General features: G+C 70.5%; 14 protein-coding genes and 1 pseudogene. 10 read left to right on the plus strand and 5 right to left on the minus strand.

Annotated features, from left to right (window positions below):
* Positions 1-116 precede the first annotated feature (116 nt).
* The 3 genes from JIX56_RS08425 (at position 117) to JIX56_RS08435 (ending at position 3553) form a co-directional block, all read left to right on the plus strand.
* On the plus strand, positions 117-956 hold the full coding sequence (locus tag JIX56_RS08425; RefSeq protein ID WP_257538146.1) for a TIM barrel protein: 840 nt from the start codon (positions 117-119) through the stop codon (positions 954-956).
* 116 nt (positions 957-1072) lie between these two features.
* Entirely contained in the window at positions 1073-1963 is an 891-nt protein-coding gene (locus JIX56_RS08430; protein WP_257538147.1) for a 2-hydroxy-3-oxopropionate reductase, read from the plus strand.
* 1050 nt (positions 1964-3013) lie between these two features.
* Positions 3014-3553 (plus strand): TIGR04222 domain-containing membrane protein, encoded by a 540-nt coding sequence (locus JIX56_RS08435; protein ID WP_257538148.1) that lies wholly within the window; start codon positions 3014-3016, stop codon positions 3551-3553.
* 86 nt (positions 3554-3639) lie between these two features.
* Here the strand turns inward: JIX56_RS08435 and gcl are convergent, their stop codons facing one another.
* Positions 3640-5424 carry a glyoxylate carboligase gene (gcl, locus tag JIX56_RS08440; protein ID WP_257538149.1) on the minus strand — a complete coding sequence of 595 codons (1785 nt, stop codon included), beginning with the start codon at positions 5422-5424 and terminating at the stop codon, positions 3640-3642.
* A 270-nt stretch (positions 5425-5694) separates the two neighbouring features.
* Here gcl and JIX56_RS08445 point away from each other — a divergent pair, with 270 nt between their 5' ends.
* Entirely contained in the window at positions 5695-6399 is a 705-nt protein-coding gene (locus tag JIX56_RS08445; protein ID WP_257538150.1) for a hypothetical protein, read from the plus strand.
* A 21-nt stretch (positions 6400-6420) separates the two neighbouring features.
* Here the strand turns inward: JIX56_RS08445 and JIX56_RS08450 are convergent, their stop codons facing one another.
* A complete protein-coding gene (locus JIX56_RS08450; RefSeq protein ID WP_257538151.1) occupies positions 6421-8034 on the minus strand; it encodes an AMP-binding protein in 1614 nt (537 codons plus the stop codon).
* Positions 8031-9710 (minus strand): AMP-binding protein, encoded by a 1680-nt coding sequence (locus JIX56_RS08455; protein WP_257538152.1) that lies wholly within the window; start codon positions 9708-9710, stop codon positions 8031-8033. The genes JIX56_RS08450 and JIX56_RS08455 overlap by 4 nt, the downstream gene beginning before the upstream one ends.
* Before the next feature lie 101 nt (positions 9711-9811).
* Between JIX56_RS08455 and JIX56_RS08460 the strand changes: the two genes are divergently transcribed.
* The 3 genes from JIX56_RS08460 to JIX56_RS08470 all read left to right on the plus strand — a co-directional run bounded on the left by JIX56_RS08460 (position 9812) and on the right by JIX56_RS08470 (position 14960).
* Entirely contained in the window at positions 9812-10702 is an 891-nt protein-coding gene (locus JIX56_RS08460) for a helix-turn-helix transcriptional regulator (protein WP_257538153.1), read from the plus strand.
* 287 nt (positions 10703-10989) lie between these two features.
* Positions 10990-13842, plus strand: coding sequence for a helix-turn-helix transcriptional regulator (locus JIX56_RS08465; RefSeq protein WP_257538154.1), 2853 nt, complete (start codon positions 10990-10992; stop codon positions 13840-13842).
* A gap of 320 nt (positions 13843-14162) precedes the next feature.
* Positions 14163-14960, plus strand: coding sequence for a S1 family serine peptidase (locus JIX56_RS08470; RefSeq protein ID WP_257538155.1), 798 nt, complete (start codon positions 14163-14165; stop codon positions 14958-14960).
* A 138-nt stretch (positions 14961-15098) separates the two neighbouring features.
* Here the strand turns inward: JIX56_RS08470 and JIX56_RS08475 are convergent, their stop codons facing one another.
* Positions 15099-16481 carry a winged helix DNA-binding domain-containing protein gene (locus tag JIX56_RS08475; protein WP_257538156.1) on the minus strand — a complete coding sequence of 461 codons (1383 nt, stop codon included), beginning with the start codon at positions 16479-16481 and terminating at the stop codon, positions 15099-15101.
* Between the two features lie 157 nt (positions 16482-16638).
* Between JIX56_RS08475 and JIX56_RS08480 the strand changes: the two genes are divergently transcribed.
* The 3 genes and pseudogenes from JIX56_RS08480 (at position 16639) to JIX56_RS08490 (ending at position 19514) form a co-directional block, all read left to right on the plus strand.
* A complete protein-coding gene (locus JIX56_RS08480; protein ID WP_257538157.1) occupies positions 16639-17805 on the plus strand; it encodes a magnesium and cobalt transport protein CorA in 1167 nt (388 codons plus the stop codon).
* Between the two features lie 642 nt (positions 17806-18447).
* On the plus strand, positions 18448-18840 hold the full coding sequence (locus JIX56_RS08485) for a hypothetical protein (RefSeq protein ID WP_257538158.1): 393 nt from the start codon (positions 18448-18450) through the stop codon (positions 18838-18840).
* Positions 18841-18845: 5 nt separating this feature from the next.
* Positions 18846-19514, plus strand: a pseudogene (locus JIX56_RS08490) (nucleotidyl transferase AbiEii/AbiGii toxin family protein).
* A 72-nt stretch (positions 19515-19586) separates the two neighbouring features.
* Here the strand turns inward: JIX56_RS08490 and JIX56_RS08495 are convergent.
* Positions 19587-20519, minus strand: coding sequence for a UvrD-helicase domain-containing protein (locus tag JIX56_RS08495; protein WP_257538159.1), 933 nt, complete (start codon positions 20517-20519; stop codon positions 19587-19589).
* Positions 20520-20946: the final 427 nt, after the last annotated feature.

Raw genomic sequence — 20946 nt, forward strand, 5'->3', positions numbered from 1 at the left:
GCCGTTTCCCACCGAGCCCTCTTGACAAGCTCTGACGATCGACGGCAGTCTTCCATTAAGCAGAAAGCAACTTCCGCAATATGGAAACGTGCACGGAAGGGAGCGTCTGAGGCCCCATGGGATTCGCAGAGCAGCGCTTCAACGTCAACCTGTCGATCCTCTTCACGGAACTCCCGCTCCTGGAGCGCCCCGCGGCCGCCGCCGCGGCCGGCTTCACCGCGGTCGAGCTGTGGTGGCCCTGGGTCGACTCCCCCACCCCCGCACAGTCCGAACTCGACGCCCTGCGGCGGGCGCTCGAGGGCGCGGGCGTGCAGTTGACGGGGCTGAACTTCTACTCCGGGCAGTTGCCAGGGCCGGACCGGGGCGCGCTGTCGATCCCGGGCGAGGAGTCGGAGAAGTTCCGCGCCAACATCGACGTGGTCGCGGACTTCGCCGAGTCCGTCGGCTGCAAGGCGCTCAACGCCCTGTACGGCAACCGCGTCGCCGGCGTGGACCCGGTCGAGCAGGACGCGCTCGCGCTGCGGAACCTGGTCCTGGCGGCCCAGGCGGCCGACCGGATCGGCGCGACCCTGCTGATCGAGGCCCTGAACAAGGTGGAGTCGCCGCTCTGTCCCCTGGTGTCGGCCCCGGCCGCCGTCGGCGTCGTCGACAAGGTCAACCACGCGTCGGGCCTCGGCAACGCGCGCTTCCTGATGGACCTCTACCACCTGTCCATGAACGGCGAGGACCTGCCACAGGTCATCGCCGGGTACGCCGACAGGACCGGCCATGTGCAGATCGCCGACAACCCCGGCCGCGGCGCCCCCGGCACGGGCACCCTTCCGCTGGAGGACCTCCTCGACCAGTTGGGCAAGGCCGGTTACGAGGGCTGGGTCGGCCTGGAGTACAAGCCGGGCGACCGCCCGAGCGCCGAGGCCTTCGAGTGGCTCCCCCGCGAGGCCCGCGCGGCGCGCTGAGCGCCCACCCCACAGTCGTAGCCCCACCCACAGTCGTAGCCCCACAGTCGAGCCCCACCCACAGTCGTAGCCCACCCCCGAAGACGCGGCAGAGCAGTCAGAGAGGCACCCTCACCATGAGCAATCTCCCCAAGATCGCGTGGATAGGCCTCGGCATCATGGGCTCCCCCATGTCGGAGAACCTGATCAAGGCGGGTTACGACGTCACGGGCCACACCCTGGAGCAGGACAAGCTCGACCGGCTGGCCGCCGCCGGCGGGACCGCCGCGGGCTCCCTCGCCGAGGCCGTGCGCGACGCCGACGTCGTCATCACGATGGTCCCCGCGTCACCGCAGGTCGAGGCCATCGCGTACGGCCCCGACGGCATCCTGGAGAACGCCAGGCCGGGCGCCCTGCTGATCGACATGTCGTCCATCACCCCGCAGACCTCGGTCGACCTGGCGAAAGCGGCGAAGGCGAAGGGCATCCGGGTGCTCGACGCCCCGGTGTCCGGCGGTGAGGCGGGCGCGATCGAGGCCGTGCTGTCCATCATGGTCGGCGGCGAGCAGGCCGACTTCGACGAGGCCGAGCCGGTCTTCGAGGCGCTCGGCAGGACCATCGTGCTGTGCGGTCCGCATGGCTCCGGGCAGACCGTGAAGGCCGCGAACCAGCTGATCGTCGCCGTGAACATCCAGGCGTGCGCCGAGGCCGTGGTCTTCCTGGAGAAGTCCGGCGTGGACCTGAGGGCGGCGCTCGACGTGCTGAACGGCGGCCTCGCCGGCTCGACCGTGCTGACCCGCAAGAAGGACAACTTCCTGAACCGGGACTTCAAGCCGGGCTTCCGTATCGATCTGCACCACAAGGACATGGGCATCGTCACGGACGCCGCCCGCACCGTGGGCGCCGCCCTGCCCGTCGGCGCCGTGGTGGCCCAGTTGGTGGCCTCGCTGCGTGCCCAGGGCGACGGCGGCCTGGACCACTCGGCCCTGCTGCGGGGCGTGGAACGTCTCTCCGGCGCCCAGGTCTGAGGCCGGCCACTCCCCGAACTTCCGGTCCGCGGCGGCGCCGACATCTGTCCTGTCGCGCCCAGGTGCCGCCGCGGACCGGAACCGCCGTCTCGGGTACGCCGAGTTCCTGAGGAGCGTCGGCGGGCGCACCGCGATGTTCGTACGCCTCTGGACGGTGGGGGCGGGTTCGGCCACCGCCGACGCGGTGTGCGACGGCCCTGCCTGGCGATCAACTTCTCTACGGAAGAGGTCAATTACGGCCTCGTCGGGAACTACGCCGCGGTCGTCTTCATCAAGGCCCCGATCGAATTTCCGACATCATCCACTCCCCGGAACCGCGGTGCGCGCCGCGCGGGGAGTGGGCCCCGAGCCGCGTCCGGTCCCTGGTGACACCCATCAGCCACCGGACGCACCACCCGCACCTGTTGCCGACGACCCGGATGAGGGGTGACCGTCGGCGCACGCGGGCAGGGCACGGATCGCGGCGGCGTGTGCGCCAGTGCGGTGGCGAAGGCTCCGGCCCGCGTCTCGACATGAGGGACGCGGAACCGGTGCCGTCGCACCCGCCGCGGTCCGGCTCATTGTTGTCGGCGGCGAGCAGGCGGGGGCCTCCGGCGAGGTGACGATGTCCCGAGCGGCGACGGCGGGATCCTCGATGTATGCGCACCACGTTCCACGCCTGCCCCGGCCGCCTCCTCCGCCGCCTTCTCGAGCTGCCACTCCAGTGCCATGCCGCATCGCGTCGCAAGGAAGGGATTGTGTGCGATCAGGGTCTGACCATCCGATCACCGCCCACCATCGTGGCCCTCTGTCTACGCAAGGGTGCGTAGACCGTCTACGGAACCCTCAAATCAACCTCTGAACCCCTGCGCGAGGGCTTCAACTCCCCCTGGGTGAGGGCACATTCTCGACACACGAGGCCCGTCGGCACGGGGGCGGCGGGCCTCGACGGGGGAAGCCCACGGGGGACAACGGGGGAACGGGGGCACGGGGGAACGGGGGAACGCGAGATCCGGGGGAAACGGGGGGATCTCTCGGTGATCGGGGGAAACGGGGGAAACGGGAGAGCCCATGAGCGGCAGCGCGACAAAGCGGCTCGCGTCATGCGAGGTCGCGCTGCTGCGGGGTGGGCCCCGCGCCGCCGTGGCGGTCGCCGCACTGGCTCTGCATCTACGGGGGGCCGTCGCCGGAAGGGGCGGCACGATGCGGACGTCGGGACCGTCCGGCGGCGTGGGGCATCCCCTCCCTCCCCTGCACCCGCTGGAGAAGGCGGTGCACACCTCGCTCCACCGGCCCGCCGATCTGCGGGAACTCATGGAACGGCCACGGATGCGCCGAGAACTCGCCGAAGTCCGCGCTGAGTTGACCGCACAGGGTCTGCTACGGCGTTTCCCACCACGGCGGAAGCAGGCCACCCGACGCCTTCTCACCGAACTCCGCGAGCAGTTGCCCCTGTCGCTCCCGCTGCCGGACGACGACCCCGGGAACCTGCCCGCCGACCAACTGGTCCTCCTGGTCGCCCTCGACGGACCCGCCGCCCTCCTGGCCGTAGCACCACGATTCGCCCGCCAGGCGGGACTCGTCGGCCGGGGCGACCCACCCCCCGGATAAGCCGCCCCTGACGTCCGTACGCCGCCGTCGACGTCGAACGCCGCCCTCGACGTCGTACGCCTCAGACCCGCAACGTCTCCTCCACCTCAGACCCGCAACGTCCTGATCGACGTGGGCGCGTGCCCCGGCTCCGTCGCGATCTCCTCGAACTCGACCACGTTGCCGATGTCGTTGGTCGTGGACATCGAGATGTTGGTGACGCGCTCCAGGATCGCCTCGACGACGACCGGCACCCGGTACTCCGCCGCGAGCTTCTTCGCCTGCTCGAAGGCGGCGCCCAGTTCGGCGGGGTCGGTCACCCGGATCGCCTTGCAGCCCAGGCCCTCGGCGACCTTGACGTGGTCGACGCCGTAGACGCCCAGCTCGGGCGAGTTGACGTTCTCGAACTCCAGGCTGACCTGGAAGTCGATGTCGAAGGCGCGCTGGGCCTGGCGGATCAGGCCCAGGTAGGCGTTGTTGACCAGGACATGCACGTACGGGATGCGGTGCTGTGCCCCGACCGCCAGTTCCTCGATCATGAACTGGAAGTCGTAGTCGCCGGAGAGGGCGACTACGGACGCCTCCGGGTCGGCCTTCGCGACACCGAGCGCGGCCGGGACCGTCCAGCCCAGCGGGCCCGCCTGGCCGCAGTTGATCCAGTGGCGCGGGTGGTGGACGTGCAGCATCTGGGCGCCGGCGATCTGGGAGAGGCCGATGGTCGAGACGTACCGGGTCTCGGGACCGAAGGCCTTGTTCATCTCCTCGTAGACGCGCTGCGGCTTGATCGGGATGTCGTCGAAGTGCGTACGGCGCTGGAGCCGGGCCTTGCGGTCCTGCGCGCCGGCCGCCCACGCGGAGCGGTCCGGCAGCCTGCCCGCCGCCTTCGACTCCCTTGCCACCACGACGAACAGCTCCAGGGCGGCCTTGGCGTCGGAGGCGATGCCGTAGTCGGGGGCGAAGATCCTGCCGATCTGGGTGGGCTCGATGTCGACGTGGACGAACTTCCGTCCGGCCGTGTAGACGTCCAGTTTCCCGGTGTGCCGGTTGGCCCAGCGGTTGCCGATGCCGAGGACGAAGTCGGACTCCAGGAAGGTCGCGTTGCCGTAGCGGTGCGAGGTCTGCAGGCCGACCATGCCGGCGTTCAGCTCGTGGTCGTCGGGCAGGACGCCCCAGCCCATGAGGGTGGGGACGACCGGGACGCCGGTCAACTCGGCGAACTCGACGAGGAGTTCACAGGCGTCGGCGTTGATGATGCCGCCGCCCGCGACGATCAGCGGCCGCTCCGCCGCGTTCAGCAGCCCGATCGCCTTCTCGATCTGGGCGCGGGTGGCGGCCGGTTTGTAGACCGGGAGCGGCTCGTACGTGTCCGGGTCGAACTCGATCTCGGTCAGCTGGACGTCGATGGGCAGGTCGATGAGGACGGGTCCGGGACGGCCGGAGCGCATCAGATGGAAGGCCTGCTGGAAGACGCCGGGGACCTGAGCGGCCTCCAGGACGGTGACGGCCATCTTGGTGACCGGCCCCGCGATGGCGGCGATGTCGACGGCCTGGAAGTCCTCCTTGTGGATCACGGCCGTGGGTGCCTGGCCGGTGACGCAGAGGATCGGGATGGAATCACCGATGGCCGAGTAGAGCCCGGTGATCATGTCGGTCCCGGCGGGCCCGGAGGTGCCGATGCAGAGACCGATGTTGCCGGGGTGGGTGCGGGTGTAGCCCTCGGCCATGTGCGAGGCGCCCTCGACATGCCGGGCGAGAGTGTGCTGGATGCCGCCGGAGGCCTTGAGGGCCGCGTAGAAGGGGTTGATCGCCGCGCCGGGGACACCGAACGCGTCGCGGACGCCCTCGTGCTTGAGGATCTCGACTGCCGCGCGGGCAGCGGTCATACGAGCCATTGCGTACTCCTGCTTCAGCTGCCGGACTCGCGCTCCCGTCGCGCCCCGCGGTGAGCACTTCCGTGGTCTCGTCAGTGACTTTCCGCAAATTCTTTCCGTAATGCGGAAATTGTTTTCTACTATCTGGAAGCAATGTAGGGGTGGGGGTGAGGGGCGTCAAGGGCGTGCGCGGCCGAATCCACCTGGAGCGTCTCCGGGTGTTTCCCTGCCGGAACAGCCCTGACTGGAGGACGATGATGGGGGCGTTTTCTCGGTGGGTCGGGGTGGGAAATGAGCGAGAGCATGGCGGTGCGGTGCCCGGACTGTGGACGGGAGCATCTGTACGCGGCCCCGGCCTATCCGTGCGCCTGCGGCACCCCCGTCGCCCCGTCGCTGAACCTCGGGGCCGCCCCCACCGCCGTCACTCACCGCACCTGGGACGAGGACTGGGTCACCGTCCGCTGCGGGAGCTGCGGACGCGAGGACCAGTGGCCCCATCCCGAGCTGGGCTGCGCCTGCGGAACGGTGCTGCGCGTCCCCGTCGCGGGCGCGTTACGGACCCTGCGCCCCCGGGATCCGCACGGAGCCGACCCTTCCGTCCGCCCCCGTACCGCCTTCCAGCCGGTCACGATCCGCACCGCCCGGGACGCGGTCACCGCCGTCGCCCTCTATCTGCGCTGGCTCGGCTACCGGGACGTCCGCCGGGCCGACCAGCGGCAGCCCAGCGGCATCGGGCTGGCCGCGCGAGGGGTCCTGGCCCAGGTGGACCCGTCGGTGCGGCCTGCCTCGCTGCGCGATGTCGAGTGTCTGTGGCTGACCGCCATGACGGAGTCCACCGACTGCGTCTACTTCTCCCTCGCCGGATACGCGAACGACGCCCGCGACCGCGCCGACGGCCTGGGCGTCTCCCTGTTCGTCCTGGACCTCACGGGCACCCCGCAACCGGTCAACGGCGCGGCGACGGAGCTGGTCGCGACCGGCTCGGGAGAAGCCTGAGGCGGCGTCCGCGCGGAGCGGTCACTCGGCGGCGTACCGCTCCCGCAGCTCGATCTTCCGCACCTTCCCCGACACCGTCATCGGGAAGGAGTCCAGGATCCGCAGCGCGCTCGGGATCTTGTAGTGCGCCAACTGCCCGTCGCAGAAGGCCTGTAGCTCCTCCAGGGTGAGCGGTTCGGCGGCCTCGCGCGGGATGACGCAGGCGAGGACCTCCTCGCCGTACCGCTCGTGCGGGACGCCCACGACCTGGATGTCGGCGATCTTCGGGTGGCCGTACAGGAACTCCTCGATCTCGCGCGGGTAGATGTTCTCACCGCCCCGGATGATCATGTCCTTGATGCGGCCGACGATCTCGACGTAGCCGTCCTCGCGCATCACCGCCAGGTCCCCGGTGTGCATCCACCGCCCGGCGTCGACGGCCTCGGCGGTCTTCTCCGGCTCCTCCCAGTAGCCGAGCATCACGCTGTAGCCACGGGTGCACAACTCGCCTGCGGCGCCGCGAGGTTGGGTCACACCGGTCGCCGGATCGACGATCTTCACCTCGATGTGCGGGAGGACACGGCCGACGGTGCCGGTGCGGTGCTCCAGGTCGTCGTCGCGCCGGGTCTGGGTGGACACGGGCGAGGTCTCCGTCATGCCGTAGCAGATCGAGACCTCCGTCATGTGCATCTCGGCGACCACCCGCTTCATCACCTCCACCGGGCAGGGCGAGCCCGCCATGATGCCGGTGCGCAGGGAGGAGAGGTCGTACGAGCCGAAGTCGGGGAGGTTCAACTCCGCGATGAACATGGTGGGTACGCCGTACAGGGAGGTGCAGCGTTCCCGCTGGACGGCCTCCAGGGTGGCCGCCGGGTCGAACGACGGGGCCGGGATGACGACGCAGGCACCGTGCGAGGTCGCCGCGAGGTTGCCCATCACCATGCCGAAGCAGTGGTAGAAGGGCACGGGCACACAGATCCGGTCCTGCTCGCTGTAGGCGATCAACTCCCCCACGAAGTAACCGTTGTTGAGGATGTTGTGGTGGGAGAGGGTGGCCCCCTTGGGGAAGCCCGTGGTGCCCGACGTGTACTGGATGTTGATCGGGTCGTCGCAGGACAGTTCCTCGTACGGCACCGGGGTCCCGCGGGCGATCAGCGCGTCCCAGCTGGGGTCGCCGATGTAGACGGTCTCCCTCAACTGCGGGCACCTGGCGCGGACTTGCTCGACCATCGCCCGGTAGTCGCTCGTCTTGTGGCTGAGGGAGGCGAAGAGCAAGGAGATACCGGCCTGGTTGAGGACGTACTCGACCTCGTGGGTGCGGTAGGCCGGGTTGATGTTCACCATGATCGCGCCGATGCGGGCGGTGGCGTACTGGACGAGCACCCACTCGGGGCAGTTGATCGCCCAGATGCCCACCCGGTCGCCCTTGGCGACGCCGCTCGCGAGCAGCGCGTACGCCAACCGGTCGACGTCGGCGGCGAATCGGGCGTACGTCCAGCGCTGCCCGGACGGCACGTCGACGAGGGCCTCGCGGTCCGGCCAGGCCGCGACCGCCCGGTCGAGGCTGGCGCCGATGGTGTCGCCGAGCAGGGCCGTGTCGCTCGTGCCGTGTGTGTACGACGACCCGCTCGAAAGCTCACTCCCCCGCTCGCTCACCGGAAGTCCTCCTCGCGGTACTCCGCGTCCGAGCCCTCGGCCGTGGCCTCGCGCAGCTCGATGCGGCGGATCTTGCCCGACACGGTCTTCGGCAGATCGCCGAACTCCAGGCGGCGGACGCGCTTGTAGGGCGCGAGGGTGCTCCGGGAGTGTTCGAAGAGCACCTTCGCGGTGTCCGGACCCGGCTCCCAACCGTCCGCCAGCACGATGTACGCCTTCGGCACCGCGAGCCGTACCTCGTCCGGCGCGGGCACGACGGCCGCCTCGGCGACCGCCTCGTGCTCCAGCAGGGCGCTCTCCAGCTCGAACGGGCTGATTTTGTAGTCACTTGCCTTGAACACGTCGTCCGCACGGCCCACGTAGGTGATGTAGCCGTCCGGATCCCGTGAACCGATGTCGCCGGTGCGGTAGTAGCCGCCGGCCATGGCCTCCGCCGTACGGTCCGGGTCGCCGTGGTAGCCGGTCATGACGCCGACGGGGTGGTGGGAGAGGTCGAGGGCGATCTCGCCCTCGTCGGTGTCGGGGGCGCCCGAGACGGGGTCGAGGAGGACGACCTTGAAGCCGGGTCCCGGCCGGCCCATCGAGCCGATCCTCAGTTCCTGGCCGGGGCTGTTGGAGACCTGGACGACCGTCTCCGTCTGCCCGAAACCGTCGCGGACGGTGACGCCCCAGGCACGCCGCACCTGCTCGATGACCTCGGGGTTGAGCGGCTCCCCGGCCGCGACGACCTCGCGGGGCGGGGTGCGCAGCTGGGTGAGGTCGGCCTGGATGAGCATGCGCCACACGGTGGGCGGGGCGCAGAAGGTGGTGACGCCCGCGCGGTCCATCTCCGTCAGCAGCCGACTGGCGTCGAAGCGGGTGTAGTTGTGGATGAAGACGGTCGCCTCCGCGTTCCACGGGGCGAAGAGGTTGGACCAGGCGTGCTTGGCCCAGCCGGGCGAGGAGATGTTGAGATGGACGTCGCCCGGTCGCAGGCCGATCCAGTACATGGTCGCCAAGTGGCCGATGGGGTAGGACACATGGGTGTGCTCGACCAGTTTGGGGCGGGCGGTGGTGCCCGACGTGAAGTACAGCATCAGCGGGTCGCCGGCGTTGGTGGCGCCGTTGGGCTCGAAGCGGGCGGGGGCCGCGTAGACCTCCTCGTACGGCCGCCAGCCGTCCACCGTGCCGCCGACGGTGGTGCGGGTGTAACGGCCTGGCACGTCATCGAACTTGGGGGCGTCCTCGGCCCTCACGATCACATGCTTGACCCGGCCGCGCTCCACGCGGTCGCGCAGGTCGGCGGGGCCGAGCAGCGGGGTGGCGGGGATGACGACGGCGCGCAGCTTCATCGTGGCGAGGGCGGTCTCCCACAGCTCCGCCTGGTTGCCGAGCATGACGAGGATGCGGTCGTCGGCGCGGACGCCCCGGTCCCGCAGCCGGTTGGCGGCCCGGGAGGACCGCTCGGACATCTCGGCGAAGGTGAGCCGGGTCTCGGTGCCGTCCTCCTCGACGATGTGCAGCGCCGTGCGGTCGTTCCCTTGTGCGATCACGTCGAACCAGTCGAGCGCCCAGTTGAAGTACTCCGGACGCGGCCAGGTGAAGCCCTTGTAGGCCGTGGCATAGTCCTCACGATGGGCCAGCAGAAAGTCCCGGGCCGCCCGGAACTCGTCCGTGGCGCTCGTCCTCGCCGACATGTGTCCTCCTCATTGCCGGACCGTTGCCTGACATCGTGTAATGCGTGATACACGTCTCACTACCCCCGAACGGGGGTGCGCCGCGCGGAAGGGGCGAGTTCGTGGCATTGGATCCCTCGGATTCCGTCGATACGGATGTGTCCGGCCGGGCGGACCTGCGCGGCACGCTGAGCCGGCTGCGCCACGCCACCGGGCTGCCGCTCGCCTTCGCGGGGCTGATCGAGCCCGGTCCCGGGCAACTGCGCATCAGCGAACTCCACGGCAACCGGACGACCGCGCTGCAAGGCCTGGCGGTGCGCTCCGGGAACGGCCTCGGCGGCAAGACGTTCGCCCTGGCCCGCCCGTGCCGGGTGACCGACTACTCCCTCTCGCGCCACATCAGCCACGAGTACGACGCCGCGGTCGCCGCCGAGGGCATCCGCTCCGTCCTCGCGGTTCCCGTCGTCGTGCGGCGGCAGGTGCGCGGTGTGCTGTACGGCGCCCTGCGCGCGGCCCAGCCGCTGGGGGACCGCACGGTCGGCGCGGCCCTGGAGGCGGCGCGGGACATGGAGCAGGCGCTGGTGGTGCGGGACGAGGCGCGGAGTCTGCTGGCCGCGACACGGGCGCCCGCGGCGCCGGGGACGTGGGAGGAGGTCCGTGAGGCGCACGGGGCGCTGCGCGCGCTCGCCCCGCGCATCGACGATCCGGAGCTGCGGGCGGAGCTGTTGCGGGTGTGCGGGCGCCTGGCCGGCGTGGCCGGCGTGGCCGGCGTGGCCGGCGGGCAGAGCATCGGGCCTGGCTCCCCCTCCCCCGGCGGCGTCGCCCTGACGCCGCGCGAGCTGGATGTGCTGGCCTGCGTCGCGATGGGCGCGACCAACGCGGGCGCCGCGGATCGCCTGGGGCTGCGTCCGGAGACCGTGAAGGCGTACCTTCGCTCGGCGATGCGGAAGCTCGGGGCTCATACCCGGTGGGAGGCGGTGGTGGCTGCTCGCCGAGCCGGATTGTTGCCGTAGCGCTCCGCTCGGCTGAGCCGTTTCGCGCCGTGGGAGTACCTGTCTGTCCCGGACCGCGGGTCCGTCGTGGCTGGTCGCGCCCACGCGGCGGAGCCGCAGATGTCACAGCCCCGCGCCCCTTCAGGGCGCGCCGCCGCAGGCCACCGGGGCCATTCATGTAACCGGCGTGTGAATTTTCCTATGCCGTACCCTTCCTGTTATTTCCCTCACCAGGGTTACGTTCCGAAATTCAAAGCCTGGACGCCTAATATTGGCCCGGACACGACACTCGAGGGGAGCGGTGGCCCGTGCGACGGGAGTTCAAGGAGCCTGGGAGACCCCGCCCCGACCTGGTCATAGGCAGGGAGGAGCTGTTCGCCGGCGCTCGCGAGCAGCTTTCACGCGGCGGCAGTGTGCTCGTGCACGGCTCCGCCGGCATCGGTAAATCGACCGTCCTGCGCGCACTGGCCGCGGAATACGACGAAACGGCACGGACGGTACTGCGCTGCTCGGCCACCGAGTCGGAGTCGCATCTGCCGTTCCTCGCGCTGACCGATCTGCTCGGTCTGGTCATGGACGAGGTGTCCGACCAGCTGCCCGCCCCGCAGCGCACCGCGCTCGAATCCGCACTCACCGGCCGTGGCGAGTCCACCCTCCAGCGCGACGGGCTCGCCCTGCGGCTCGCCGTCCTGTCGACCCTGCGCGCGCTGGCCGCGAAAGGCCCGGTGCTGATCGTCGCGGACGACCTCCAGTGGCTGGATCCGGCCAGCGTCGAGCTGCTCGGGTTCGCCGCGCGGCGGCTCGGCGAGATGCCGGTGCGCATGCTGTGCGCCGTACGTACCTCGACGGACCCGCACGGGCATGAGCAGGACAGATATCTACGCGCGTCCCCTCCCGACACCCTCGCCCTCCGGGTCACCCCGCTCTCCAGGACGCACGTCGCCGAGCTGCTCGAGAACAGGGGCTACACCGGTCTGCCCCGCTCGACCGTGCGGGACATCCACCGCACCAGCGGCGGCAACCCGCTGTTCGCGCTGGAGCTGGGCCGCGCCCTCGCCGACAGCCCGACCCCGCCGCGCCCGGGCGAGCCGCTGCCCGTGCCGACCTCGCTGCGGACCCTGGTCCTGAACCGGCTCGACATGCTCTCGGCTCAGGCACGCCACACCCTGCTCGTCGCCTGCGCCGGTGCCCGTCCCACGGTGGCCCTGCTGCGCGCCGCGGGGCGGGAGAACGCCGAGGCGGAGACCGCGCAGGCCGTCGAGCTGGGGCTGCTCGCGCCGGAGCGGGAGGGGCCGGGCGTGCGCTTCGCGCACCCCCTGGTGTCGGCCGCGCTGTACGCCGAGGCCACCGCCCAGGAGCGGCGGGCCGCCCACGCCGCGCTGTCCACCGCCGCCGTCGACCCCATCGAGCGGGCCCGGCATCTGGCGCTGGCCACCCATGGCACCGATCCGCAGGTCGCCGGGCAGCTGGGCGAGGCCGCGGCCGTGGCCCGGGACCGGGGCGCGCCCTCGGTCGCCGCCGAGCTGGGGCTGCTCTCGGCCCGGCACACCCCGGCGGACGCGGTCCCCGGCCCGGACGAGCGGCGGCTGCAGGCCGCCGAGGACGCGCTGACCGCCGGGGAGAACGACCTCGGCCGGGACATCGCCCGCGAGGTACTGAGCCGGGCCACCGAGCCCGCCGAGCGGGTCCGGGCCTGGATGGTGGTGATCGACGCGGCCGGGCAGTCCCTCGCCGAGGTCGACGCCGTCTATCCGCAGGTCCTCGCCGACGCGGGCGACGACCCACGGCTGCTCGCCCTCGTCCGCTACCAGCTCGCCTGGCGGGCGCTGGTCCTCGAAGGCGACTTCGCCGAGGGCCGGGAGGAGGCCGCACGGGCGGCGGAGCTGGCCGCGCGGGCCGAGGACCGGCGCACCGAACTCCTCGCGCTCGCCTTCCAGGCGCAGGCCGAGATCCTGATGGGGCACCCGGACGCGCCCATGACGATCAAGCGGGCGCTGAAGGAGCCGCAGGACCCGCAGCTCGCGTGCCACCACAACGGGGCGGGCGCGACCCGCTTCCGCTGGCTGATGATGAGCGACCAGCTCGGCGAGGCCCGGGCGACGATCACCTCGCTGCTGCGTGAGGTGCGCCGGCGCGGCATGGTCGAGAGCGAGGTGCACTACGTGCGCTTCCTCGCCGAGACCGAACTGCGCTCCGGGCACTGCGGCCGGGCCCTCGACCTCGCCCGCGAGGGCTATGTCCTCGCCCGGGACTCCGGCATCGGCGAGGGCGCCTCCGCCATGCTCACCTCGCTCGCGGAGGCCGCCGGCGGTGACGTGGAGCGGGCCCAGGCCCTCGCCCGCGAGGCCGCCGAGCACGCGGAGCAGGATGGCGACCTGATGTATCTCTCCCGCGCCCTGGGCGCCCTCGGGCACGCGCAGTTGGTGGCGGGGGACGCGTGCGGCACGGTTCAATCGCTGCGCCGCGTACGGGAGTTGGAGGAGGGGCTCGGGGTCACCGACCCCGCGCGCGGCCGCTGGCACGGCGATCTCGCCGAAGCCCTGGTGCGGGTGGGCGAGTTGGCCGAGGCACAGGACGTCATCGACGTCACCCGGCAGCAGGCGCTGCGGCTCGGGCGGGAGAGCGTGCTCGCCGTCCTCGACCGGGCCGAGGCGCTGGTGCGCGCGGCACGAGGTGAACAGGACGCCGCCGTACGGCAGTTGACCTCGGCGCAGGACCGGCTCGCCAAGCTGGGCAACGGCCTGGAGGAGGCGCGGGCCGCGTACGCCCTGGCGGGTCTGCGCACTCTCCCGCAGGCGCACGGCCTCGCCCGGCCAGGGGGGACGCCCACCCCGGCCTCGTACGACGAGGCGGCCCGGCTGTTCCGCCGCTGCCGCGCGCTGCCCTGGCTGCGTCAGGTGGAGCAGGCCACGGTCGCCCCGGCGCCTTTGCAGCAGCCCGCGGTCGCGCCGTCGGCGCTGGACGCCCTCGCCGTGCTCGCGGCGACCGAACGCCAGGTCGCGGAGCTGGTCATGGAGGGCGCGACCAACCGGGAGATCGCCGGCCGGCTGTACATCAGCGTGAAGACGGTCGAGGCGACACTCACGCGGGTCTACCGGAAGCTGGGCATCCGTTCGCGTGTGGACATCGTGCGTCTGGCGGCGGGACACCGTACGAACTGACCTCCCCGGGACCGGCTGACGAACCCCTCCCGGGGCCTGGGCCCTGTCGTCACACTCCCGTGCGCGCAGCGACCTTGCGACTCCAGCCTAGGCTCAAACCCCGGCCCGGGTCATCGAGGGTTTTCCCTCCCCAACTCCCTTAGGGGGATCCCCCCTTGGGAGGGGATCACTCCGGCTCATAGTTTTTGTGACGTGCCCACGCCAGGGCACACAGACCGGCCCGCCGCCCCGCTCGGCTCCCCCGAGCGGGGCGGCACCGCGGGCTCTGTGCACTCCCCCCACCCGCGCGTCCCCCACCGGCAACCCCCATGAGGAGAACCATGTTCGGGTTCAACCTGGCCAAGAAGTCGATGGTCGCCGCCGCGGCCACCGCTGCCGCCGCCGCTGCCGCGCTGCTCACCGCCCCCGGCGCCGTCGCCGCTCCCCAGCCCATCGTCGGCGGTACGACCACCACCGCGGCCGCGTACCCGTACGTCATGCAGATCACGAACGCCTCGCAGAGCCAGTTCTGTGGCGGCACCCTGGTCTCGCCCACCAAGGTCGTCACCGCGGCGCACTGTGTGGACGGCAGAACGACCTCCAGCACCCGCGTGGTCGGCGGCCGTACCTACCGCAACGGCACCAACGGCACGGTCAGCCAGGTCACCGACATCTGGGTCCACCCCAGCTACACGGACGCCACCGCCGGTGACGACGTGGCCGTGCTGACCCTGGCGACCTCGATGCCGTACACCCCGATCGGCTACGCCTCGTCGAGCCAGACCTCCCTGTACACGGCGGGCACCACCGCCCGCATCCTCGGCTGGGGCACCACCTCCTCGGGCGGCTCCTCCTCCAACCAGCTCCGCACCGCGACCGTGCCGGTCGTCGCCAACTCGGTCTGCGGCAGCTCCAGCTCCTACGGCTCCGAGTTCATCGCGAGCGACATGGTGTGCGCCGGATACACCTCCGGCGGCGTGGACACCTGCCAGGGCGACAGCGGCGGTCCCCTGATCATCGGGGGCGTCCTGGCAGGCATCACTTCCTGGGGTTATGGCTGCGCCGACGCGCAGTACCCCGGTATCTACACCCGGCTGACCACGTTCTCGAACCTGGTGACCGCTGAAGTCAACTCCTAGCGGCCCCGGCCTTCGAGGCCCGGCACCCGGAAGACTCCTGAGGCACAACCTCAGGTGATGACCAGGGGGCGTCGCGAACCTGCCACGAGCGGTTCGCGGCGCCCCCTCTCCAATGTCCGGTCCCATGTCCGGGTACTTTCAAGGGGCTACGGTGGCGACGGTGCCGTAGCGGATGTCGTACGGTCCGTCGCCGTGCAGCGTGGTGAGGGTGCGCTCGGCCTCCGTCACCAGGTCGGCCCGCTGTTCCTTGGTGAGGCGGCCGAAGGGTTCGAGGGTGAGGACGTCGGCGTCGAGCTTCCAGATCCCCGCCAGGAAACCGTCGACGAGGAAGGTGCGGTAGGCCTGATTCCCTTGCCAGCTACGGCCCTTGAGGTCCGGCGGCACCACGCGGGAGCGGTCGGCGTGGGAGAGGAGCAGGTTGTCGAACTCGGGGAGCAGGCGGGGCGGGGCCGGGGTGTCCGGGTCGGGGCGGGGAGCCTCGGGGAGGTCGAAGAGTTCGACGCCGTCGTCGTCGCGGAAGGTGAGCAGCTCCGGGCGCAGCCGCTCGAAGGCCTCGCGCAGCCGGGTCAGTCCGGCCCAGGTCTGCATGTCCTTGACGGAGGCGGGCCCGAAGGCGGCGAGATAGCGCCGGACGACGGTCTCGGGGGCGGGGGCCGGTTCGGCGGGGCGGCCGAGCCAGTGCTCGGCGGTGGTCAGGGCGACCTGGCCACTCCTGCCCCACAGCCCTCGCGGGGTGACCTGGACGAGCGGCAGCCTGCAGCGGGCGGCGATGCCCAGGGCGAACGGGTCGGCGTCGGGCCACTCGACGAGCAGGGCCTCACGCAGTTGCTTCAGGGTGCGCGGCTCGGCCTCCACGAGTTCCCGCGCGAGGGCCGCGAGCCGGTCGAGATCGACCCCGGCGAGCCCCTTGCGGAACTGGTGCAGCTCCCGCTCCCGGGCCGGCTGCACCAGGGGCCGCAGCGTGAGGCAGTCCTCGGCCGTGTGGGTGTGGATCGTGGACCGCATGGTGACGATGCGGACGACGGCCCGGTCGGCCATGAGCATCGACAACTGCTCGGGCACGAAGCCGTCCAGCCGGGCGGCGAGCGCGTAGTACGGCGGCTGCACGTTCTGGGCCTGAAGCCCGAGGAGGTGCTGGACGGCGTCGTAGGCGGACATGGGCGGTGTCGCGGATCCTGCGGGGGGCTGGGGCGGTGTCGCCGGTCCAGCTGCGGACCCGGCCGGTACCGACGGCCCACCTGCGGACCCGGCCGGTACCGCCGATCCAGTCGCGGACCCGGCCGGTGTCGACGGCCCGGCGGCGGGCTTGGACTCGGCCGATGCCTCAGCAGCTGCCGCTGCCTCTGCAGCTGCCTCGGCGGGCACGGGCGCCCGGTGCAGCAGGAGCTGGCGGGCCAGGGTCGCGCGGTTGAGGGCACGGGTGCCGAGCCGGAGTGCGGTCTGGGTCGCCTTGCTGGCCGTCACCTTGTTCGCGGTCACCTTGTTCGCCGTCGCCCCGTTCGCGGTCTCCTTGTTCGTCATGCTGCGCACGCTAGCGGGGGTCGCGGACAGGTTCTGTCCTCGACGAGACCGTTTCTGTCCGCATTCCCTCCACCCCTCACCGACTCCCGCGGGGTTTGCCCCGTATATCCTGCTCGATGATCACCCAGTCGTACGCGCAACTCGGAAGGCATCCGCGATGGCCGATCGACGCGCCCGCCCGGCCGCCTCGAAGGGCGCCAGGAAGTCCGCCTGGCGCCGCGCCCTGACCCCTCCGTCGACACCACCCACCGATTCCGCGGCGCCGAGCCCGGAACCGGCGGCTCCGGCCTCGGCCGAGCGGGCGCCCAGCGTCGTGGAGGCGGCCCTGTACCAGGACGGCGTACGCGTCTCCTCCCCCGCCACGCTCGCCGACACCTACCGCGAGCTGCGGGAGGCACCGGCCGGGATGGCGTGGATCGGGCTGGCCCGCCCGACGGAGGGTGAACTCCTCTCCCTGGCAGCCGAGTTCGACCTGCACCCGCTCGCCGTCGAGGACGCGATGGAGGCCCATCAGCGCCCCAAGCTGGAGCGCTACGGCGACACCCTCTTCGTCGTCCTGCGCGCCGCCCGCTACCTCGACGCGCCCGAGGAGGTCGACTTCGGCGAGCTGCACGTCTTCGTGGGGCCCGACTTCGTCATCACGGTCCGCCACGGCGCGGCCCCCGACCTCTCGGCCGTCCGCCACCGCATGGAGGAGACCCCGGAGCTGCTGAAGCTCGGCCCCGAGGCGGTCCTCTACGCCATCCTCGACGCGGTGGTCGACGGCTATGTGCCCGTCGTCGCCGGTGTCCAGAACGACGTCGACGAGATCGAGACGGAGGTCTTCCGCGGCGACCCGGAAGTCTCCCGCCGCATCTACGAGCTCTCCCGCGAAATGGTCGAGTTCCAGCGCGCCACCCGGCCCCTCGTCGGCATGCTCCACGGCCTCATGGCCGGCTTCGCCAAGTACGAGACGGACGAGGAACTCCAGCGCTACCTCCGCGACGTCGCCGACCACGTCACCCACACCAGCGAACGCGTCGACACCTTCCGCCAGGCCCTCACCGACATCCTCACGGTCAACGCCACCCTCGTCACGCAGCAACAGAACGCGGAGATGCGCGCGTTGGCGGAGGCGGGCTTCGAACAGAACGAGGAGATCAAGAAGATCTCGTCGTGGGCGGCGATTCTGTTTGCTCCGACACTCGTAGGAACTATTTACGGGATGAACTTCGAGGATATGCCTGAGTTGGGCTGGAGCTTCGGATACCCCTTCGCGATCGGCTTGATGGGGGTAGTTTGCGTCAGTTTGTACGTAATTTTCAAGCGGCGCGACTGGCTCTAGAAACCTGGCACCGCGCTCAGCCCTTCTTCGCGCTTTGCTCTCGCATCTCTTACAAATCGAGCCAGAAACGGCCGTGGGGAGTCTCTGGGGAGAAGTGATGCGGGTGATCTCCTCGCCCTACCTCCAAAGAGCCCCTGACCAGGTCTTTTGCGCATTGGCTGCCAGTGGGGAGAATCCGGGGAGAAACGAATGGCAGCCCCCGTGGATTTTCGGCAACTGGCCCGCATGGCTTTCTGTTCGGCACCCCCGCGCGACGTCGCCGCCGCTGCAGCCACATCACAGACAGTGAGAATTTCGGCTGCCCCTGTTCGCCGACGATCCTGTGTAGTCCACCTTCGATGACGGCCAGCCTGTACTGCTGCAGGTCTTTCCCTTCGGAAGGTACGGTGCCGGCCGTGTCCTGTGACTGAGAGTCCGTCCGTTCCCGCACCGCCCGTTCCCGGGCATCAGTACACACAACACGCACCCACAAAAGAGCAGGTCCAGCTTCGTGCAGACACCCAGAGCGTCAAGGCCGACGTCCTGCTCAGGGCTGAGCATCACTGCGGCAACCAGCTCACCCGGGGATCCGCCCCCGCTCGCTCCGGACTCCAGCTCACGCATCATGACCCTCGCACTGTCTCCGGCCGCCATAATGGAGTCATGCCCTCCAGCCCACAGCACCCCGCACCCACCCCGACGGACGTCTCGGGCGCGGACGCCGAGGACCTCGCGCTGTACCGGGAGAAGTTCCGCCGCCGTCTGCCGGAATCACTGGACGAGTTGCGCGGGCCGACCCGCGGTGTCGTGGATCTGCCGCTGCACATGGCCTGGTCCGGGATGACCTCATACGACCTGGGCAAGCCGCGCCAGCGTATGGGCCTGTACCGCACTGTCCTGCACGAGGGCCTGCACGACGATCTGCCCCGCTACCTCGACCAGGACCTGCTCCTCCAGCTGTGGCCGGTGCTGCGCACCCTCGTCGGCCGCACCGTGCGCGCCGTATGGGAAGACGCCTTCCCCCAGCTCGCCTCCCGCACCCGGGCAGCCGCGTGACGGACATGCCGGAGCTGCACACACGGCTCCTGGCGGATGTGATCGCGCTCGGTTCCCGTATCCACTGGTTCTCACCGGTGGATACGCCGTGCGGGCACACCGCCTCGTGAACCGCCCCAGCCAGGACCTCGACGTCGCCACCGAGAACCCGGCGCCCATGACCGACATCGCCGCCACGCTCCGCGCCGGCCTGGAAGCCCGCGGCTGGAAGGTGCACGCGCTGGAGACCGCCCCGCTGTCCGCCCGCTTCACCGTGACCGACCCGGCCACCGGGCAAGAATGCGAAGTCGACATCCTCAAGGAGATCTTCTGGCGGCCGGTCGCCCAGAGCCCGTACGGGCCCGTCCTCGCGGAGGAGGACGTGATCGGGACCAAGGTCCGCGCCCTCGCCGACCGTGGGGCGCCCCGCGACCTAATCGACGTGTTCGCAGCCTCCCGCCGCTGGACCAATGCCGAGCTCGAAGAGTTCGGCCGCCGCCACGCCCGCGGCCGCTTCGAGCGCGAGGATCTGCAGTCGAACCTCACGGGCGCCGAGTGGACCGACGACGAAGCCTTCGGCGCCTATGGGCTCGATGACGCTACCATCACCGCTCTCCGCACCTTGGGCCGTGGAGTGGGCCGACGACCTCGCCACCCGTCTCCTCGAGGAGGCCGATGATCCGGACATCGACTGATCACGTCCGGATGAGATCACATCTGCAATCGATCAGCGTAAGAACCAGGAAATGAGTAGGTAGCAAAAGTTCTCACACCGCGAGACTGAGGTGACGTGCCCTGGTGAGCGCGACGTAGAGCGCACGGTGGGCCTCGTCGGCGGGATCGAGACCTCGCCGGAGCACGGCCGCGTCGGCCTCCTCCAGCCTGACCCCGACCCGGTCCCACTCCCGCCCCTTCGCCTGGTGGCAGGTCATGCCGGGGATCAGCCCCTCGTGGGCGACCTCCAGCCTCGTCCGCAGATTGGCGAAGGCGGCCCGGGGCGTCCGTTTCTGGCCCTCCGACGGCTCGACGGGCGTCATGGTGACCATTGTGGCTACCAAGTCGGTCCAGATCGTGGCTGGATCGCCCCGGCCCGCCAGGCGCTCAAGGGCGCTACGCAGGTGCGGGCGCAGCTCCGCGAAAGTGTCGCTTTCCATGACGCCCAAGCTGGTCCGGGCATCGATGACGTCGACAGCCGGTCTGCCGAAGGTGCTCTGGGCGAGTTCGTTCAGAAGCAGAGTGCACACAGCTTCCTGGAACTGGCCTGTCTTGGGTCTGACGGCCAGAGGAAGGATATGGGTGTCGGCTTCCCACAACAGCTTCCACTTCCGTGCAAGGACGACATCGACGTCCCCTGCCACCCCTGTGGGAAGGACTGTCCTCTCCCTGCGCCGCAGCTGGTGTGCCAACAATGTCTGGGCAGTACTGCCACGCCAGCGGAACGAGGTCTGGAGTTCACTGCGCTCGAAGCCCAGCCGGCTCAGGAGGCGAGGGACGCTCTCGGGGCGTGCACCGCGAAAGCCGTAGAGAGCCTGCCATGGGTCCCCCACGAGCGTGATGACGAGCCCCGCGTCTGCCGCAAGGTGGATGACCCCAAGGTCCAGGTCGTTCGCGTCGTAGACCTCGTCGACGAGCAGGGACCGGATCGTCGCGGCGAAGTAGGCCATCACGGAGGCGCGGATGTCCTCGACGCGGAGAGCCACCTGCAGTACCTCACGTACATTTTCGTGCGTGCACCGCCCTTCGCCGACGGCCGAGGCGAAGCAGGCCGCGGCTTCACGTAGCTTCCCCGCCTCGCTTGCCGTTCGGAGTCGGTGACGATGCTTGTGCCGTTCAAGGCGAGGACTGGCTTGTCGAGGGTGTAAATGGCGGGCAGATGGGACCGCCATGTATCCAGTACCTCAAGTTCCTGGTGGCCGCCGGGCCACTGGAGGATCCCGGACCGCAGGAGGTGGGCGAGGAGGTCGTTCAGGATCGTGTCGAGCGTGACGATGCGATGGGGCCATGTCAGTGCCGAGAGGCCCCACTGCCGGGACACGCGGCTGCGTATCTCCTCGGTGGCCGAGCGGGTGAAACTGACCGCCACGACCGCGCGGTGATCGGTCGTGCGTGCGTAGCGGTGCAGGCCGA

The sequence above is a fragment of the Streptomyces sp. CA-210063 genome (genome assembly GCF_024612015.1).
Taxonomy (GTDB): Bacteria; Actinomycetota; Actinomycetes; order Streptomycetales; family Streptomycetaceae; genus Streptomyces.